At 73.1% G+C, this 16151-nt stretch carries 13 protein-coding genes; 2 read left to right on the top strand and 11 right to left on the bottom strand.

Going from position 1 to position 16151, the window contains the following annotated elements:
- Positions 1–127 precede the first annotated feature (127 nt).
- The 5 genes from ACQ1X7_RS03765 to ACQ1X7_RS03745 form a co-directional block, all read right to left on the bottom strand.
- Complete coding sequence (locus tag ACQ1X7_RS03765; protein ID WP_432476813.1) at positions 128–1840, bottom strand: glycerol-3-phosphate dehydrogenase/oxidase; 1713 nt, start codon at positions 1838–1840, stop codon at positions 128–130.
- 12 nt (positions 1841–1852) lie between these two features.
- Entirely contained in the window at positions 1853–2959 is a 1107-nt protein-coding gene (locus tag ACQ1X7_RS03760) for an NAD(P)H-binding protein (RefSeq protein ID WP_432476812.1), read from the bottom strand.
- Positions 2960–2961: 2 nt separating this feature from the next.
- Positions 2962–3432: an SRPBCC family protein gene (locus ACQ1X7_RS03755; RefSeq protein WP_432476811.1), complete on the bottom strand. Its 471-nt coding sequence runs from the start codon at positions 3430–3432 to the stop codon at positions 2962–2964.
- On the bottom strand, positions 3432–4538 hold the full coding sequence (locus tag ACQ1X7_RS03750) for a GuaB3 family IMP dehydrogenase-related protein (RefSeq protein ID WP_432476810.1): 1107 nt from the start codon (positions 4536–4538) through the stop codon (positions 3432–3434). The genes ACQ1X7_RS03755 and ACQ1X7_RS03750 overlap by 1 nt, the downstream gene beginning before the upstream one ends.
- 64 nt (positions 4539–4602) lie before the next feature.
- A complete protein-coding gene (locus ACQ1X7_RS03745; RefSeq protein WP_432476809.1) occupies positions 4603–6591 on the bottom strand; it encodes a pre-peptidase C-terminal domain-containing protein in 1989 nt (662 codons plus the stop codon).
- A 202-nt stretch (positions 6592–6793) separates the two neighbouring features.
- Between ACQ1X7_RS03745 and ACQ1X7_RS03740 the strand changes: the two genes are divergently transcribed.
- The gene (locus tag ACQ1X7_RS03740; protein ID WP_432476808.1) at positions 6794–7180 is read left to right on the top strand and encodes a VOC family protein; all 387 of its coding nucleotides are present in this window, start codon (positions 6794–6796) and stop codon (positions 7178–7180) included.
- 243 nt (positions 7181–7423) lie between these two features.
- Here ACQ1X7_RS03740 and ACQ1X7_RS03735 read toward each other — a convergent pair whose 3' ends face one another.
- The 5 genes from ACQ1X7_RS03735 to groES form a co-directional block, all read right to left on the bottom strand.
- Positions 7424–8047 carry a TetR/AcrR family transcriptional regulator gene (locus tag ACQ1X7_RS03735; RefSeq protein WP_432476807.1) on the bottom strand — a complete coding sequence of 208 codons (624 nt, stop codon included), beginning with the start codon at positions 8045–8047 and terminating at the stop codon, positions 7424–7426.
- Positions 8048–8064: 17 nt separating this feature from the next.
- Entirely contained in the window at positions 8065–9567 is a 1503-nt protein-coding gene (gene guaB / locus ACQ1X7_RS03730) for an IMP dehydrogenase (RefSeq protein WP_432476806.1), read from the bottom strand.
- A gap of 9 nt (positions 9568–9576) precedes the next feature.
- Positions 9577–10830 carry a multidrug effflux MFS transporter gene (locus ACQ1X7_RS03725; protein ID WP_432476805.1) on the bottom strand — a complete coding sequence of 418 codons (1254 nt, stop codon included), beginning with the start codon at positions 10828–10830 and terminating at the stop codon, positions 9577–9579.
- A 126-nt stretch (positions 10831–10956) separates the two neighbouring features.
- Positions 10957–12576, bottom strand: coding sequence for a chaperonin GroEL (gene groL / locus ACQ1X7_RS03720; RefSeq protein WP_432476804.1), 1620 nt, complete (start codon positions 12574–12576; stop codon positions 10957–10959).
- A 90-nt stretch (positions 12577–12666) separates the two neighbouring features.
- Entirely contained in the window at positions 12667–12960 is a 294-nt protein-coding gene (gene groES, locus ACQ1X7_RS03715; RefSeq protein ID WP_432476803.1) for a co-chaperone GroES, read from the bottom strand.
- A gap of 210 nt (positions 12961–13170) precedes the next feature.
- Between groES and ACQ1X7_RS03710 the strand changes: the two genes are divergently transcribed.
- Entirely contained in the window at positions 13171–14328 is a 1158-nt protein-coding gene (locus tag ACQ1X7_RS03710; RefSeq protein WP_432476802.1) for a THUMP-like domain-containing protein, read from the top strand.
- Here ACQ1X7_RS03710 and ACQ1X7_RS03705 read toward each other — a convergent pair.
- Positions 14325–16112 (bottom strand): glycoside hydrolase family 3 N-terminal domain-containing protein, encoded by a 1788-nt coding sequence (locus ACQ1X7_RS03705; protein WP_432476801.1) that lies wholly within the window; start codon positions 16110–16112, stop codon positions 14325–14327. The two genes, ACQ1X7_RS03710 and ACQ1X7_RS03705, sit on opposite strands and share 4 nt — an antisense overlap.
- Positions 16113–16151 lie beyond the last annotated feature (39 nt).

The following is a 16151-nucleotide window of genomic DNA, read 5'->3' as shown; positions in this document are numbered from 1 at the left end:
GACTGAGACCCTTGACACATACGCGCCGTCTGTCAAGACGCTCACTGGGCGATACCTGGACGCAAACATCATGGTTCGAGGCTCGGAGATGGTGATTTTCGCGTCCAACTATCCGAGAAGGCCGGGCTCAGACGATGTCGGGAGCGCTGACCCGCGCCTCGTCGGCCTCGCGGTCGGTCGCGGTGCGCTGCGACTGCCGCTCCGCCTCGACCCGGCGCAGGTAGTGGTCGACCTCGTCGGCGAGCCGGGCCTCGTCCCAGCCCAGCTCGCCGGCCATCAGCTCGGCGGCGGCCCGCGCGACGCGGGTGCCGCGGTCGAAGGTCTCGATCGAGATCCGGGTACGCCGGGTGAGCACGTCGTCGAGGTGGCGCGCTCCCTCGTGGGTGACGGCGTGCACGACCTCCACCGACAGGTAGTCCTCGGCACCGGGGAGCGGTTCGGCCAGCTCGGGTCGTTGCGCGACCTGGGCGACGAGCTCGTCGAGGAGTCCGCCGTAGCGGCCGAGCAGGTGGTCGATCTGCGCCAGGCTCAGCCCCGTCCGGCGGGAGATCATCACCCGCTGGTTGGTCCGCGCCTCGAAGCCGTCGGCCCCGGCCAGCGGCACCCGGTCGGTGATGCACGACCGGACCGGCGCCTGGGTGTCCTCGAGCTGGTCGACGACGGCGTCGATGGCGTCCTTGGCCATCACCCGCCAGGTCGTCAGTTTGCCGCCCCCGATCAGCACCAGCCCCGGCGCGGGCACCGCCACCGTGTGCTCACGGGAGATCCGCGACGTCGGCTCGGACTCGCCGGCCAGCAGCGGCCGGAGGCCGGCGTAGACGCCCTCGACGTCGGCGTGGTCGAGCGGGTCACGGAGCACGGTGTTGACGTGGGTGAGCAGGTAGTCGATGTCGGCCCGGCTGGCGGCGGGGTGCGCCTTGTCGAGGTCCCAGGGGGTGTCGGTGGTGCCGATGATCCAGTGCGCGCCCCACGGGATGACGAAGAGCACCGAGGTCTCGGTCCGGGTGATCAGCCCGCACTCGGACCGGATCCGGTCGCGCGGCACCACCAGGTGGACGCCCTTGGAGGCGCGCACCCGGAGCTGGCCACTGCCGGACAGGTCCTGGATCTCGTCGGTCCACACGCCGGCGGCGTTGATCACCACGCGGGCGCGGACCTGGAGCTCGCGGCCGGTCTCCAGGTCGGTGGCGCGTACGCCGACCACCCGGTCCCCCTCGCGGAGGAAGCCGGTCACCCGGGTCCGGGTCGCGACCTGGGCGCCGTGGCTGGCCGCCGTCCGCGCGATCGTCACCACGAGCCGGGCGTCGTCGACCTGGCAGTCGTAGTAGCGGATCGCGCCGACGAGGTCCTCGGAGCGCAGGTCGGGCGCGATCCGGGCCACCTGGCGGCGGAACAGGTGCCGGTGCCGCGGCAGCCCCATCTCGTAGGGCCCGAAGGTCGCCATCGCGTCGTAGAGCGCCAGTCCCGCCCCGACGTACGGGCGCTCCCACCGACGCCGCAGCGGGTAGAGGAACGGCACCGGCCGGACCAGGTGCGGCGCCAGCCGGGTCAGCTGCAGCCCGCGCTCCTGGAGGGCCTCGTGGACCAGGCCGAAGTCGAGCATCTCCAGGTAGCGGAGCCCGCCGTGGAGCAGCTTGGAGCTGCGGCTGCTGGTGCCGGACGCCAGGTCGCGCTGCTCGACGAGCGCCGTCGCGAGCCCGCGGGTCGCGGCGTCGTGGGCGATGCCGACGCCGGTGATGCCGCCGCCCACCACGAGCACGTCGAGCGGCTCGTCGGCCGTCGTGGCCGCCAGCGCGTCCAGCGCCTCGGCACGGGCAGCCGGGCTGAGCGCGCTGGTCATGGACCCATCGTCTCAGGCGTCGGGGCGGGTCCGGTCGGCCCGGTCCCGCAGCCGGCGCGCCTGCTCGACGCCCTCCCGCAGCCGGCGTACGGCGAGCACGCCGGCGGCGCGCACCGAGGCGGGGGACGGCACCGACTCGACGAGGGGGACCCGACGGGTCCAGCGAGCGTCACCGGGACGGGCCGACTCGGCGTGGTCCGGGTCGCCGGCCAGCGCCCGCCGGACAGCGGTCTCGGCGCCGAGCAGCGGCGCTCCGGCGGCGGGCACCCAGGTGCGGCCGGGTCGGCAGACCATGTCGTCGCGCAGGCTGTGCGCCAGCGTCAGCGCCGTCCGCGGGGGGGCGGCGGTCAGCGCGGCCATGCCGAGCCCGACCGCCGTGCTCGGCGCCACCAGCACCGGCACCCGCAGCCGCAGCAGCCCGGCGGTCCGGCCGACCATCGTCATCAGGTCGACGTAGCTGAGGACGTCGGGGCCGCCGACGTCGAGGCTGCCGGTCGGCTGCTCCCCCTCCAGCGCCTCCACCAGGGCCCGCACCATGTCGCTCACCGCGACCGGCTGCACGCGGTGGCGCATCCACAGCGGCGCCGGCTGGACGACCAGCAGCATCGCCAGCTGGCGGACGATCTCGAAGGACGTCGACCCCGCCCCGATCACGACACCGGCACGCAGGGCGAGCGTCGACCGACCCGACGCGGCCAGCAGCCCCTCGACCTCGTGGCGCGAGGCGAGGTGGTCCGAGAGCGGCTGACCCGAGGCGTGGGGCACCAGCCCCGAGAGGTACACCACCCGGCGCACGCCCGAGGCGGCGACGGCCGCGGCCGTCGTCCGGGCGGCCACCCGGTCGCGGTCGGCGAAGTGGGCAGCGTCGAGCGAGTGCACCAGGTAGCACAGGGCGTCGACGTCCTCGACGGCCCGGGCGACCTGCGCCGGGTCGGTCGCGTCGCAACGGCGCCACTCGACCGCGTCCCCCCAGTCGTACGCCGACGGGTCGGGCGTCCGGGAGGACGACGCGACCACCTCGTGGCCGGCCTCCAGCAGGGCCGGCACCAGCCGCGAGCCGATGTAGCCGGTGGCGCCGAGCACCAGGACGCGGCGTCGGGTGTCGTCGGTGGCGGTCACGGTCAGCCCCTCCGTCGCAGCTCGGCGAGCAGGTTGGTGGCGAAGCGGTGGCCCATCTGGACGAGCACGCCGTGGATGGCGGGCTGCACGGCGGCCCGGGTCACCCCGGGGACGGGCAGCTGGACCCGCACGGTCAGGTCGATCTCGAGGCGGGTGGCTCCGTGGACCGGCGCCAGCAGGTAGTGGCCCTCGGCTCCCGCCCTCGAGCGCGGCCCCAGGGGCGGGTGCCGGAAGTCGATGCGCGAGGTCGGCGTGAAGTCCATCTCCTGGGTCATCGTCAGGTCGACCCCGCGCCCGAGCAGCGGGACCTTGTGCAGGTGCCAGACCCACCGCTCCTGCTCGTCGACCTCGATCGAGTGCACGAGCGGCGTCATCCGGGCGATCTGGTCGGGGTCGACCAGCAGCTCCCACACCGCCTCGACGGGGTGCGGGACCTCGGCGACGTCGTGCCGCCGTCCGGAGAAGGTGGCCATCAGCGGACGACGACCTCGACCCGCTGGAACTCCTTGAGCTCGGTGTAGCCGGTCGTGGCCAGGGACCGCCGCAGGGCACCGATCAGGTTCATGGTGCCGTCGGCGACCCGGGAGGGACCGAACAGGATCTCCCGGAGCGTGCCGACGGGCGCGAACTGGACCCGCTCGCCGCGCGGCAGGTCGGCGTGGTGGGCCTCACCACCCCAGTGGAAGCCCCGACCGGGCGCCTCGGAGGCGCGGGCGAACGGCGACCCGACCATGACCGCGTCGGCGCCGCAGGCGACCGCCTTCGCGATGTCGCCGGACCGGCCGATGGAGCCGTCGGCGATCACGTGGACGTAGCGGCCGCCGGACTCGTCCAGGTAGTCGCGGCGGGCGGCCGCGACGTCGGCGACCGCGCTCGCCATCGGCACCTCGACGCCCAGCACGGTCCGGGTGGTGTGGGCCGCACCGCCGCCGAAGCCCACCAGGACGCCGGCCGCGCCGGTGCGCATCAGGTGCAGCGCGGCCTGGTAGGTCGCGCACCCACCGACCACCACGGGCACGTCGAGCTCGTAGATGAACTCCTTGAGGTTGAGCGGCTCGGCCTGGCTGGACACGTGCTCGGCACTCACGGTGGTGCCGCGGATGACGAACATGTCGACACCGGCGTCGACGACCGTCTTGGCGTACTCCTTGGTCCGCTGCGGCGACAGCGAGCCGGCTACGGTCACGCCGGCCTCACGGATCTCCCGCAGCCGCGCGGTGATCAGCTCCGGCTTGATCGGCTCGGCGTAGATCTCCTGCATCCGGCCGGTCGCGTCGGCCCCCTGGAGGCCGGCGACCTCGTCGAGCAGGTCGGTGGGGTCCTCGTAGCGGGTCCACAGCCCCTCGAGGTTGAGGACCCCCAGGCCGCCCATCTCGCCGAAGGCGATCGCGGTCGAGGGCGACATCACCGAGTCCATGGGCGCCGCGAGCACCGGCAGCTCGAAGCGGTAGGCGTCGATCTGCCACGCGACGCTGACCTCCTCGGGGTCGCGGGTGCGCCGCGAGGGGACGATCGCGATGTCGTCGAAGGAGTACGCGCGCCGGCCCCGCTTGGCCCGGCCGATCTCGATCTCGGTCACGCCCCGAAGTCTGTCACGACGGCCGTGGCCCGCAGGTGCGGGCCACGGCCGCGTGAGCGCTGCGTCAGCGGCCGGAGTAGGCCCAGGCCGTGACGTTGAGGGTGTCCTCCAGCCCGGTGAAGCCCTCCACCGGGGAGTAGGTGTCGGTCCGGAACCCGATGTTCTCGTCATCGGCCGTGCCGCCGATGCCGTCGGGACCGACGCCGTACAGGTTGTCGGCGAAGTTGGCGCCACCGGAGTCCATGACGTTGTGCACGTCGTTGGCGTTGTCGGTGTGGTAGTTGCCGATGGTGTGCCCGACCTCGTGGGCGGTCACGTTACCGACCGCCTGGGACACGAACGCCACCCGGTCACTGGATGCGCCGATGAAGGTGTTCAGCGACGAGACCGGTCCGGCAGGCTCGCTCAGCACGTCGAGCAGGACGATCGCCTCGTCCTCGTGGCCGAAGTTGCCCGGGTCGATGTACTGGGCGATCCCGATCGTGGGGATCCCCGTCTCGTCGATGGTCCCCGCGACGTAGATCCGGGAGACGTTCTCCTTGCCGATCAGGTTCTGGTGGTTGCGTGCGTCGAGCACGTCGACGTTGACGTCGGGGTTCAGGCCGCCGGCCTGGACCTCACGCCGCAGGTTGGCGCGCACCTCCTGGAGCACCTGCCTCTCCACCTGACGGGCCGAGGCGCGGGGGATGCCCCAGCGCGGCACGAACGCCGAGAACGGCGAGACCTCACGGACCCCGGGGCCGCCCCAGGTGCCCGCGTTGACCCGGCCGGGATCGAAGTCGAGCAGCACGGTCTGGGTGCGCCTGGTCTCGTCGACCTCCGCGCCGGGCCGGTAGGCCTCGACGGTGACGTCGTAGTCACCGGTGCCGCCCGCCACTTCGACGGCGTACCAGCCGGCCTCCTCGGCGACGTAGGACACGGTCGTGTTTCCCCCGCCGGGCAACGGCGAGGTCGGCGGGTAGAGCGACGAGGCGTCGGTGTTGGTGCCGCCCACGCGCTCCTCGCCGGACGGTGTGGTCACCGCCAGCGTCTGGGCCGCGCCGTTGCCGACGGCGCCGACGGTGTCGCCCGGACGCAGCCGCACGGAGTAGAAGTCGCGGTCGATCTGCTGCACGGACAGGTCGAGGGTGTAGCCGCCCTCGTCTGCTCCGCCGTTGCCGCTGCCGGAGTCGAACGGGTCGTTGGGCAGCGGCCCGAAGAAGTCGTAGCCGGCGACGAGCAGGTAGTAGGTGCCGGGCTCCTCGGGCGTGTAGGTGAGCTCGCTCTGCAGCGTGCCGGCCGAGTCGTCGGCGGCGGCGAGCGTGGTGCCGTCGGCGTCGTAGACGGCGAGGACGGTGTCGGTGCCGCTCGGCCCGCCGAGGGTCGACGCCAGGATCGACTGGCCCGCACCGACCTCCATCGAGAAGAACTCGAAGTCGTTGCTCCCGTCGCCGGTCTCGCTGCCGTGGGGACCGTCCCCGAGCACCGAGTCGGTCGTGGCCGCCCCGCTGCCCTCGATGCCGGTGTCGGTGGCCAGCGGGATCGCGCCGTTGTCCTCGGTGACCTCGACGTCCTCGGGCGTGGCCCCCGGCAGGTCAGCGAGCTCACCGAGGATCCGCAGCCGGTTGTTGCGGTTGCGGTTGGTCCCGAACTGCGGGATCGGCTCGGCGTTCTCCCAGGTGTCGTTGGAGCCGGCGCTCCCGGCGGGCTCCTCCTCGTCGTGGACGAACGGCGGCGCGGGTGCGACGCCGGTCATGTCGCGGGTCGCCGCACGCCGGTTGGCGCGCAGGGCGGCGGTGTCCGCGCGCCGCTCGGCGGCCGCGCGCATCTGCTTGTTCCAGCGGAAGTAGTCGGCGTCCTCCAACGAGGGCAGGTTGGCGAGGTACGGGTTCGGCCCGGGGGCCGCCTTGGCCTGGCTCCCGACGGTCTTGGGTGCGACCTGGAGGCCGACGTCCAGCGCGTCGCGCTGGGCCTTGGTCAGCCCGTCGCGATCCGGTGCCGCGACCGCGGTGGTGGTGATGGTGAGGCCGATGGCTGTCGTCGCGACGACGGCACCGACAAGGGTCCTGCGCATGAGGCGGGTCCTCCCCCGAGAAGTACGGACCGGGTCACCTGGACGCCCCGTAGGCCGCCGGCCGACGCGACCGGCCGACTCCCGAGAGTGTGCAGGGCCCGAATCCCTGACGGATGCAACCTAGGGGGACCAGCCGCCGGCGTCCAGACCCTCGTGAGCCCCGTACGCCATGCTGGGGGTCGACCCCGTGGGAGGAGACGGCATGGGCAGCGGCATCCCCGGATACACCGGCTGGATCGGGACGGTGCTCGGCACCCCGGACCCGGTCGGGCTGAGCCGCTTCTACGCGGCCCTGGTCGGCGGCGACGTCGACGAGCGCGACGGCACCTTCGTGACCCTCCACCGGAGCGGCACCACCTACCTCGCGTTCCAGCTCGAGGTCGACCACACGCCGCCGGAGTGGCCGGCCGGGCCCGGCGACCAGCAGATGCAGGTCCACCTCGACGTGGGGGTCTCCTCGGTCCCCGAGGCGGTGACCGACGCGCAGGCACTCGGCGCACGGCTCGCCGGCTTCCAGCCGCAGGACGACGTCCGGGTGATGCTCGACCCGGCCGGGCACCCGTTCTGCCTCTACCTCGACCGCGGCTGAGCCGGCCCGGACCGGACCGGGCGCGCGACCGGTGGCGCCGGTCTCCCCCGCCGACCAGCGCCACCGGCGGATCGTGCTGATGACCGGTCGGAGCCGGTCACACGAGTCCGTGGGCAGGTGCCCCTAGCCCTCGGCGGGCACGGCTCGGCGCTCCCCACGAGCGTCGAGTGGTCCCGCCAATTGGCTACTGGTGAACTGTAGCGAAAATCGGGCCGCCACGGGACCCTTCCCCGGGATCCGGGATCAGGGAGCACCCTGATCGGGCACGAGCAGCGCCCTGGTCCGGCCGCGCAACCAGGCGGCGTACTGGTCGACGGACCACCCGCGAGTGCGGCGGAAGGCGAGGAACACCTCCGAGCGGGTGATCACGACGAGCTCGTCGACGGCCTCCTCCGGCACGGTGCCCGTGGCCAGCAGCCCGACGGCCCCGCGGATCGTCTCGTCATGGCGTCCGGCAGCCCCCTCGACGAGGAGCTGCAGGTCGGCGTCCTGGTCCGCGGCCAGGGAGAGCACGGAGAAGAGCGGCGCCACCCGTTCCAGGGTGTCGCAGGCGAACGCCACGAACCGGTCGAGCCGGGCGTCGAGGTCCCGCTCCTCCTCCAGGCTCAGCTCACCGAAGGCCTCGGTCAGGGTGCGTCCGCCCATGGTCCGGTGGCGGAACGCCGCCATGAACAGGCCGGGCTTGCCGCCGAAGGAGCTGGAGACCAGCTCGGCGGAGACCCCCGCCTCCGCGGCAACCGCGGAGATGGTCGTCCCGGACCAGCCGTGCCGCGCGAACAGGTCGGAGGCGACCTCGGCGACCCGCGTCCGTCGTTGCTCGGCAGCGGCGCGGCGGCCGGACGCGTCGTAGCGCCGTTTGGTGCTCACAGGGCAGCCTCGGTCCTTCAGCTCCCCGAGTAGTTCGGTGCCTCGACGGTCATCTGCACGCCGTGCGGGTGGCTCTCAGCGAGGGACGCCGAGGTGATCCGGACGAACCGCCCCTTCTCCTGAAGCTCCGGGATGGTGCGGGCACCGACGTAGAACATCGACTGGTTGAGGCCGCCGATGAGCTGGTGGGCGACGGCGGCGAGCGGGCCCCGGTAGGCAACCTGGCCCTCGATCCCCTCCGGCACGATCTCGTCGTCGCTGGTGACCTCGGCCTGGAAGTAGCGGTCCTTGGAGTAGGACTTCTTGCCGCGGCTGCTCATCGCGCCGAGCGAGCCCATGCCGCGGTAGGACTTGTACTGCTTGCCGTTGACGAACACCAGCTCGCCCGGGGACTCCTCGCACCCGGCCAGCAGGGAGCCGACCATGACGCAGTCGGCGCCGGCCACGATCGCCTTGGCGATCTCGCCGGAGTGCTTCATCCCGCCGTCGGCGATCACCGGGACGCCGGCCGGGCGGGCCGCGAGCGCGGACTCGTAGACCGCGGTCACCTGGGGCACGCCGACGCCGGTGACGACGCGGGTCGTGCAGATGGAACCGGGTCCGACCCCGACCTTGATCGCGTCGGCGCCGGCGTCGACGAACGCCTGGGCACCCTGCTTCGTGGCCACGTTGCCGCCGATCACCTGCACCTCGCGGGTCGCGGGGTCGCCCTTGAGCCGCCGCACCATGTCGAGCAGCATCCGGACGTTGCCGTGGGCGGTGTCGGCGACCAGCACGTCGACGCCCGCCTCGACCAGGGTCGTGGCGCGCTCCCACGCGTCGCCGAAGTAGCCGATGGCGGCACCCACGAGCAACCGTCCGTGGGCGTCCTTCGAGGCGTGGGGGAACTGCTCGGACTTCACGAAGTCCTTGACGGTGATCAGGCCGCGGAGCCGGCCCTGGTCGTCGACCAGCGGCAGCCGCTCCCGCTTGTGCTTGCGCAGGAGCGCGGTCGCCTCCTCCCGCGAGATGCCCTCGTGGCCGGTGACGAGCGGCATCCGGGTCATCACCTCGTCGACCTTGGTGGTCGCCCACTCCGCGACCGGTGTGAACCGCAGGTCGCGGTTGGTGCAGATCCCGAGCAGCTGGTCGTCGACGCCGACGACGGGGAGGCCCGACACGCGGTACTCGCCGCAGATCCGGTCCAGCTCCTCCAGGGTCGCCTCGGGGCCGATCGTGACCGGGTTGGAGATGATCCCGGTCTGGGTCCGCTTGACCAGGTCGACCTGGTAGGCCTGGTCGGCGATCGAGAGGTTGCGGTGGAGGACGCCGAGCCCGCCCTGGCGGGCCATCGCGATCGCCATCCGGGACTCGGTGACGGTGTCCATGGCCGCGCTCACGAGCGGGGCACGCAGCGAGATCTCCCGCGTCAGCCGCGTCGTGGTGTCGATCTCGCTGGGGGCGAGGTCCGAGTGGCCCGGCAGCAGCAGCACGTCGTCGTAGGTGAGACCGAGGGCGGCGAACTTCTCAGGGACCTCCACGCCTGCAGTCTAGGTCCTCGTCCCGCCTACCGAGTCGCGCCCCGATCCGGTCGGGTCGTGGGTGGGAGGCGCCGGCGACCCGAGGTGCCACAACCACAGGAGCAGACCGGCGGCGACCATCGCGGCGGAGGCGAGGGCCACGGTGCCGACGGAGTCGGTGACGAACGGAGCCACCGCGCCGGCGACGGTCCCGTTGAGGAGGAGCGTGAAGAAGGTGAACAACGACACCGCCGAGCCCCGCCCGGAGGGGAACAGGTCCAGCAGGATCAGCTGCATCGTCGGATAGGCGGCCACCGTGCCGAGGGCGAGCAGGGCCGGCCCCAGCACCACCCAGGGCAGCACCGGGCCGACGGTCGTCGCGACCGCGACGTTGGCCGCGGCGGCGGTCACGCAGAAGAGGAGGGAGCCGGTGACCAGCCGGTTGCCGGGGATCCGGCCCGCGGCCCAGCTGCTGAGCTGTGACCCGAGCATCACGGCGCCGACCAGCGGTGCGAACAGCACCCAGAAGTCGAGCTCGCCCAGGCCCAGCAGGTCGACGACGATGATCGAGGCGCTGCTGATGTAGATGAACTGCCCGCCGAACGTGAGCGCCGCCGACCAGGCGACCCGGTGGAACCGGCCGTTGCGGGCCACGGCGGCGAGACCGCCGACGAGCGCCCCCACGCGCAGCGGGATCCGACGCTCCGCCGGGTGGGTCTCCGGCAGCCACACCACCACCACCGCCACCAGCAGCAGGGCGGCCAGCGCCATGAACCAGAACGTGACCGGCCACGGGCCGACCTGCAGCAGCACCCCACCGATCACGGGGGCGATCGCCGGCGCCAGCGCGAAGATCATCATCACCCGGCTCATCAGCCGCTGTGCCTCGGCGCCCTCGTAGACGTCGCGGATGAGGGTCCGGCTGACGATCACCCCGCCACCGGCGCTCAGCCCCTGCAGCACCCGGAACACCAGCAGCGTCCCGAGGTCGGGGGACAGCGCGCAGCCGACCGACGCGACGACGTACGCCGTCACGCCCCCGAGGATCACCGGCTTGCGTCCGAGCGCGTCGGAGAGCGGACCGTGGAAGGGGCTCATCAGCCCGAACGAGACGAGGTACGTCGACACGACGAGCTGCATCTCGTCGCTGGTGACGCCGAAGTCGTCGCTCATCGCGCGGAACGCCGGGAACGGCGTGTCGATGCTGAACGGCCCGAGCATCGAGAGCCCGGCGAGGATGGTGGGGAGCAGCCACCGGAGGCGACGGTCGGCCGGGCTGGTCATCGGGCGCCAGCCTCCCACACGCCGGGGAGGTCGAGTGGGGCCCCGCTCGGAGATGAGTCGGGCCTCACTCCCCCGCGTGGGGAAGTGAGGCCCGACTCGACCTCCAGCGAGGCCCAGGTCAACCGGTCAGTGGCCGTGGCCGTGACCGTGGCCGGCGGGAGCCGGCTCCTCGTCCTCGGGCTTGTCGACGACCAGGGTCTCGGTCGTCAGCAGCATGCCGGCGATCGAGGTGGCGTTGACCAGCGCGGAGCGGGTCACCTTCACCGGGTCGAGCACGCCCTGGCCGACCAGGTCGCCGTACTCGGACGTGGCGGCGTTGTAGCCCGTGCCGGTACCGCCCTCGCGGACCTTGGCGACCACGACGTAGCCGTTGTCGCCGCCGTTCTCGGCGATCCAGCGCAGCGGCTCGTCGGCGGCCTTGCGCACGATCCGGACGCCGGCGGCCTCGTCACCGGACAGGCCGAGGTCACCGTCGAGGACCGACACGGCGTGCACCAGCGAGGAGCCACCGCCGGGGACGATGCCCTCCTCGATGGCGGCGCGGGTCGCGGAGACGGCGTCCTCGATGCGGTGCTTCTTCTCCTTCAGCTCCACCTCGGTGGCGGCGCCGACCTTGACCACGCACACGCCACCGGCCAGCTTGGCGAGCCGCTCCTGGAGCTTCTCGCGGTCCCAGTCGGAGTCGGTGTTCTCGATCTCGGCCTTGATCTGGTTGACGCGGGCCTCGACCTCGGCGTGGTCGCCCGCGCCGTCGACGATCGTGGTGTTGTCCTTGGTCACCACGACGCGGCGGGCCTGACCGAGCACCTCGAGCCCGACCTGGTCGAGCTTGAGGCCGACCTCGGGCGCCACGACCTGGCCGCCCGTCAGCGTCGCGATGTCCTGCATCATCGCCTTGCGGCGGTCGCCGAAGGCCGGGCTCTTCACCGCGACGGCGTTGAAGGTGCCGCGGATCTTGTTGACGACCAGCGTCGACAGCGCCTCGCCCTCGACGTCCTCGGCGAGGACGAAGAGCGGCTTGCCGGCCTGCATGACCTTCTCCAGCACCGGGAGCAGCTCCTGCACCGAGGAGATCTTCCCCTGGTGGAGCAGGATGTAGGGCTCGTCGAGGACGGCCTCCATCCGCTCGGGGTCGGACACGAAGTATGCCGAGATGTAGCCCTTGTCGAACTGCATGCCCTCGGTGAACTCCAGCTCGGTGCCCATGGTGTTGGACTCCTCGACGGTGATCACGCCGTCCTTGCCGACCTTGTCGAAGGACTGGGCGAGCAGGTCGCCGATGTGGGCGTCGCGCGAGCTGATGGTGGCGACGGAGGCCATGTCCTCGGTCGTCTCGACCTCACGGGCGGCCTCGAGCAGCGCGTCGCCGACGGCCTCGGCCGCGGCGTCCATGCCCCGCTTGAGGCTCATCGGGTTGACGCCGGCAGCCACGGCGCGCAGGCCCTCGTGGACCATCGCCTGGGCGAGCACGGTGGCCGTGGTGGTGCCGTCACCGGCGACGTCGTTGGTCTTGGTGGCGACCTCCTTGGTGAGCTGGGCACCGAGGTTCTCGAACGGGTCGTCGAGCTCGACCTCACGGGCGACGGTCACGCCGTCGTTGGTGATGGTCGGCGCGCCCCACTTCTTGTCCAGCACGACGTAGCGGCCCTTGGGGCCGAGGGTCACCTTGACGGTGTCGGCAAGGGCGTCGACGCCCCGCTCCAACGCCCGCCGGGCGGAGTCGTCGAAGTCCAGGATCTTGGGCATGTCTCTCCTAGTCAGGAACGAGATCGGGTCGTGTGCCCGGGCGTGCGCCTGGGCGCTCGCTCAGGCACACGACCCGGATCAGGGAAACGGTCAGGCCACCACGGCGAGCACGTCGCGGGCACTGAGGATCAGGTACTCCTCGCCGGCGTACTTGACCTCGGTGCCGCCGTACTTGCTGTAGATGACCTTGTCGCCGACGGCCACGTCGACGGGGACGCGGTTGCCGTTGTCGTCGATACGGCCGGGCCCGATCGCCAGGACCTCGCCCTCCTGGGGCTTCTCCTTGGCGGTGTCGGGGATGACCAGGCCGGAGGCGGTGGTCTGCTCGGCGTCGAGCGGCTTCACGACGATCCGGTCCTCGAGGGGCTTGATGTTGACCGACACTTCAGATCAACCTCCACTTTCTCTTCAACCTCTGGGGGAGCCAGCGGCTCCTGGGACGTGTGAGCCTGCGGGTTCGGTACGCCGTCGCGGGAGCCGTACGTCGTCGCAAGCGCTGGCACCCTCACGGCGAGAGTGCCAGCACCGACGCTAGCACTCGGTCGGAACGAGTGCCAGAAGGGGGCCGTCCTTCCGTCTGACAGGATCGTGCAGGTGGACCTCGACGCCTTCCGGTGGCTGCTCACCGACGACGGCCAGCAGCTGCTCGCCGCGGCCACGTCGGTCGAGGGCGACGAGCTCACGATCCAGCGCGAACTGCGGCGGCAGGCCTCCCCGGAGCAGGTCGCGGCGGCGCTCACGCAGGTCGAGCTCCGCAGGCGGGCCGCCGCCAAGTTCGGGGCCGAGGCCGCGCGGATGTACTTCACCCCCGACGGGCTCGAGCAGGCGACCCGGCTCTCCGTCGCCCGCCACCGCGCCGCGCGACTGGGCGCCGCGTCGGTCTCGACGCTCGTCGATCTCGGCTGCGGCATCGGCGGCGACCTGGTCGCCGCGGCGGCCGCCGGCATCACGGCCGCCGGCGTCGACCTCGACCCGGTCCGGGTGGCGGTCGCGGAGGCCAACCTGGCCGCGCTCGGCGTGCCGGGAGCGGTGATGGTCGCCGACGCGACCACCGTCGACACCACCCCCTTCGACGTCGCGTACGCCGACCCGGCCCGCCGCTCGGCCCGGGGCCGCACCTGGTCGGTCGACGACTGGGAGCCGCCCTGGTCGTTCGTGGAGGCGCTGCTGCGCCGCGACTCCTGCGTGAAGGTGGCGCCCGGCGTCCCCCACGAGCTGCTGCCCGAGGGCGTCGAGGCGGAGTGGGTCAGCGACCACGGCGAGGTCAAGGAGGCCGCGCTGTGGTCGGGCCGGTTGGCGACCACCGCGCGTCGCGCCACGGTCATCGGCGACGGCGGCCTGGCCACCCTGACCGACGAGGACGACCCGGGGGCGGGGGTGCGCGAGGTCGGCGACTTCCTCTACGAGCCCGACGGCGCGGTGATCCGGGCGGGCCTGGTGACCGCCGTCGCCGCCGGCGTCGACGGCGGCCTGGTCGACGAGCACATCGCCTACCTCACCAGCGACGCGTCGTACCGGACGCCGTTCGCGCGCGGCTACCGCGTCCTCGAACGGCTCCCCTACCGCGAGAAGCAGCTCCGGGCCGCGCTGCGCGAGCGCGGGGTCGGGGTCCTGACCATCAAGAAGCGTGGGGTCTCGGTCAGCCCCGAGGAGCTGCGGCACCGGCTGGCGCTGCGCGGCGACCGGACCGCGACCCTGGTGCTGACCAGGGCCGCCGGCCACGGCACCGCGCTGCTGGTCGAGCCCTTCTAGCACCCGGGTCGTTCCACGTCGGCCACGTCGACCGGCAGCCGACCGGGGGCCCGTTCCTCACCGGTGAGCACGTCGACGAGGGCCGACATCGCGCCGGCCGTGGTGCCGTAGGTGGCGATCCGCACCGGGGCGTCCGAGCCGGCCAGGACGTACGGCGTGTCCGTCGCGACCGCGACCTCCGCGGACACCGGGCCGTCGCCGTAGCCCGCGAAGGCCACCGTGGTCGCGCCCGAGAGCCTCCGCGCCTCGGCCGCCCGCCAGTCGGCGAGGGCGGCGCGGCGCCGGCGCTCGGCGGCACGCCAGCGGACGAGCCGCTGCCGGTACGCCGAGGCGCTCTCGTCCTGCCCGCGCTCGGGTCGAGGGCGGGCTGAGGCCAGCCGATCGGGCGCCGTTCGGGGCGACAGCACCTCCAGGCCCGCCGCCCGGGCGGCACCGCCGAAGGCCGCGGCCGCCTCGGCATCGCCGGTGGCCACGACCGCGCCATCGACCACGCGACCCCGGCACGGGCCGGACGCGACGGTCACCGCCGCGGCCGAGAGCTCCCGGGAGGCGTCCCGCGCGGATCCGACCGGCGTACCGGAGCGACCACTCGCGTGCTCGAGCAGGGCGACCTGACGGGCCGCCGCCTGCAGCAGCCTGAACCGCGGCAGGTCGTTCTGCCGGACCGCACGGACGATGGCGGCCCGCGCCGCCGCCGGGTCGGTGGGCATCAGCAGGACGTCGTTGCCGGCGCGGAGTGCCTTCACCGCCACCTCACCGGGGTCGCGACCCTCCGTCACCGCCGCCATCTGGAGCGAGTCGGTGACGACGAGTCCGTCGAACCCGAGCTCGCGACGCAGCAGGCGGGTGGTGACCTTGCGGGACAGGCTGGAGGGCTTGCGGGGGGAGACGGCCCGGACGTCGAGGTGCCCGGTCATCAGGGCGGGGGCGCCGGCGTCGATCGCGGTGGCGAACGGGGCCAGGTCGACCCGGCGCAGCTCCCCGAGCGACCGCTGCTGCACCGGCAGCTCGAGGTGGCTGTCCGCGGGCACCGAGCCGTGGCCCGGGAAGTGCTTGAGCACGGGGACGACACCGCCCGCCCCGAGCCCCTCGGCGGCCGCGACCGCCTGCTCCCCGACCAGGCGGGGGTCCGAGCCCGGGGAGCGGGAGCCGATCGTCGGGTCGTCCGGTCCGCTGGTGACGTCGGCGACCGGCGCGAAGTCGACCGTGAAGCCGAGGCCGGCCAGCTCGGCGCCGTACTGCCGGTAGACGCGGGTGGTGAGGGCCTCGTCGCCGGCCGCGCCCGCACTCATGAACGCCGGGAACGGCGTCGTCGCGGCCCGCTCGACGATCCCGCCCTCCTGGTCCACGGAGAGGAACAGCGGCCACGGCCGGTCGACCTTGCGGCGGAGCGTCGAGAGCATGCTGCGGGTCCGGGCGGGCGAGGTCAGGTTCTCGTCGAAGGCGACCACACCCCCGAGGTGCAGGTCGCGCACCATCCGCACCGGGGCGGCGGTGCCGGACCAGGACGCGACGATGACCTGTCCCGCCAGCGCCGGGAGCGGGAGCCGCTCGACCTGTCGTGCCGCGGCGTCGAGCTCGGCCTCGGTGGGGCCCCAGCCCGGCGTCAGCGCCAGCTCGTCCGCCGGGCCGGGCGTCTCGGCCTCTCCGCTCGCCGTGGCGTCGGCAGGCGGGTCGTCGCCCCCCGACGTCGCGGGGTCGTCGTCGTCGCCCTGGCAGCCGGTGGCCGCCAGCAGCAGGACGGTGAGCACGCCGAGCAGGCGAGATCGGGCGAGCGCGGGCACGCCTTCATCGTGCCCGGGCCCGGGGGTGCCGGCCAACCC

The organism is Nocardioides sp. GXQ0305, assembly GCF_050880345.1.
In the GTDB taxonomy this organism is placed as follows: Bacteria; Actinomycetota; Actinomycetes; order Propionibacteriales; family Nocardioidaceae; genus Nocardioides.
The sequence above is the reverse complement of the archived record's forward strand: the minus strand, read 5'-3'. Positions and strand labels throughout refer to the sequence as shown.

What these genes read in the sequence shown, in the direction of transcription:
- ACQ1X7_RS03765 (WP_432476813.1), bottom strand. Translation starts at nt 1,840, where the DNA reads ATGACCAGCGCGCTCAGCCCGGCTGCCCGTGCCGAGGCGCTGGACGCG.
- ACQ1X7_RS03755 (WP_432476811.1), bottom strand. Translation starts at nt 3,432, where the DNA reads ATGGCCACCTTCTCCGGACGGCGGCACGACGTCGCCGAGGTCCCGCAC.
- ACQ1X7_RS03745 (WP_432476809.1), bottom strand. Translation starts at nt 6,591, where the DNA reads ATGCGCAGGACCCTTGTCGGTGCCGTCGTCGCGACGACAGCCATCGGC.
- ACQ1X7_RS03740 (WP_432476808.1), top strand. Translation starts at nt 6,794, where the DNA reads ATGGGCAGCGGCATCCCCGGATACACCGGCTGGATCGGGACGGTGCTC.
- ACQ1X7_RS03725 (WP_432476805.1), bottom strand. Translation starts at nt 10,830, where the DNA reads ATGACCAGCCCGGCCGACCGTCGCCTCCGGTGGCTGCTCCCCACCATC.
- groL (WP_432476804.1), bottom strand. Translation starts at nt 12,576, where the DNA reads ATGCCCAAGATCCTGGACTTCGACGACTCCGCCCGGCGGGCGTTGGAG.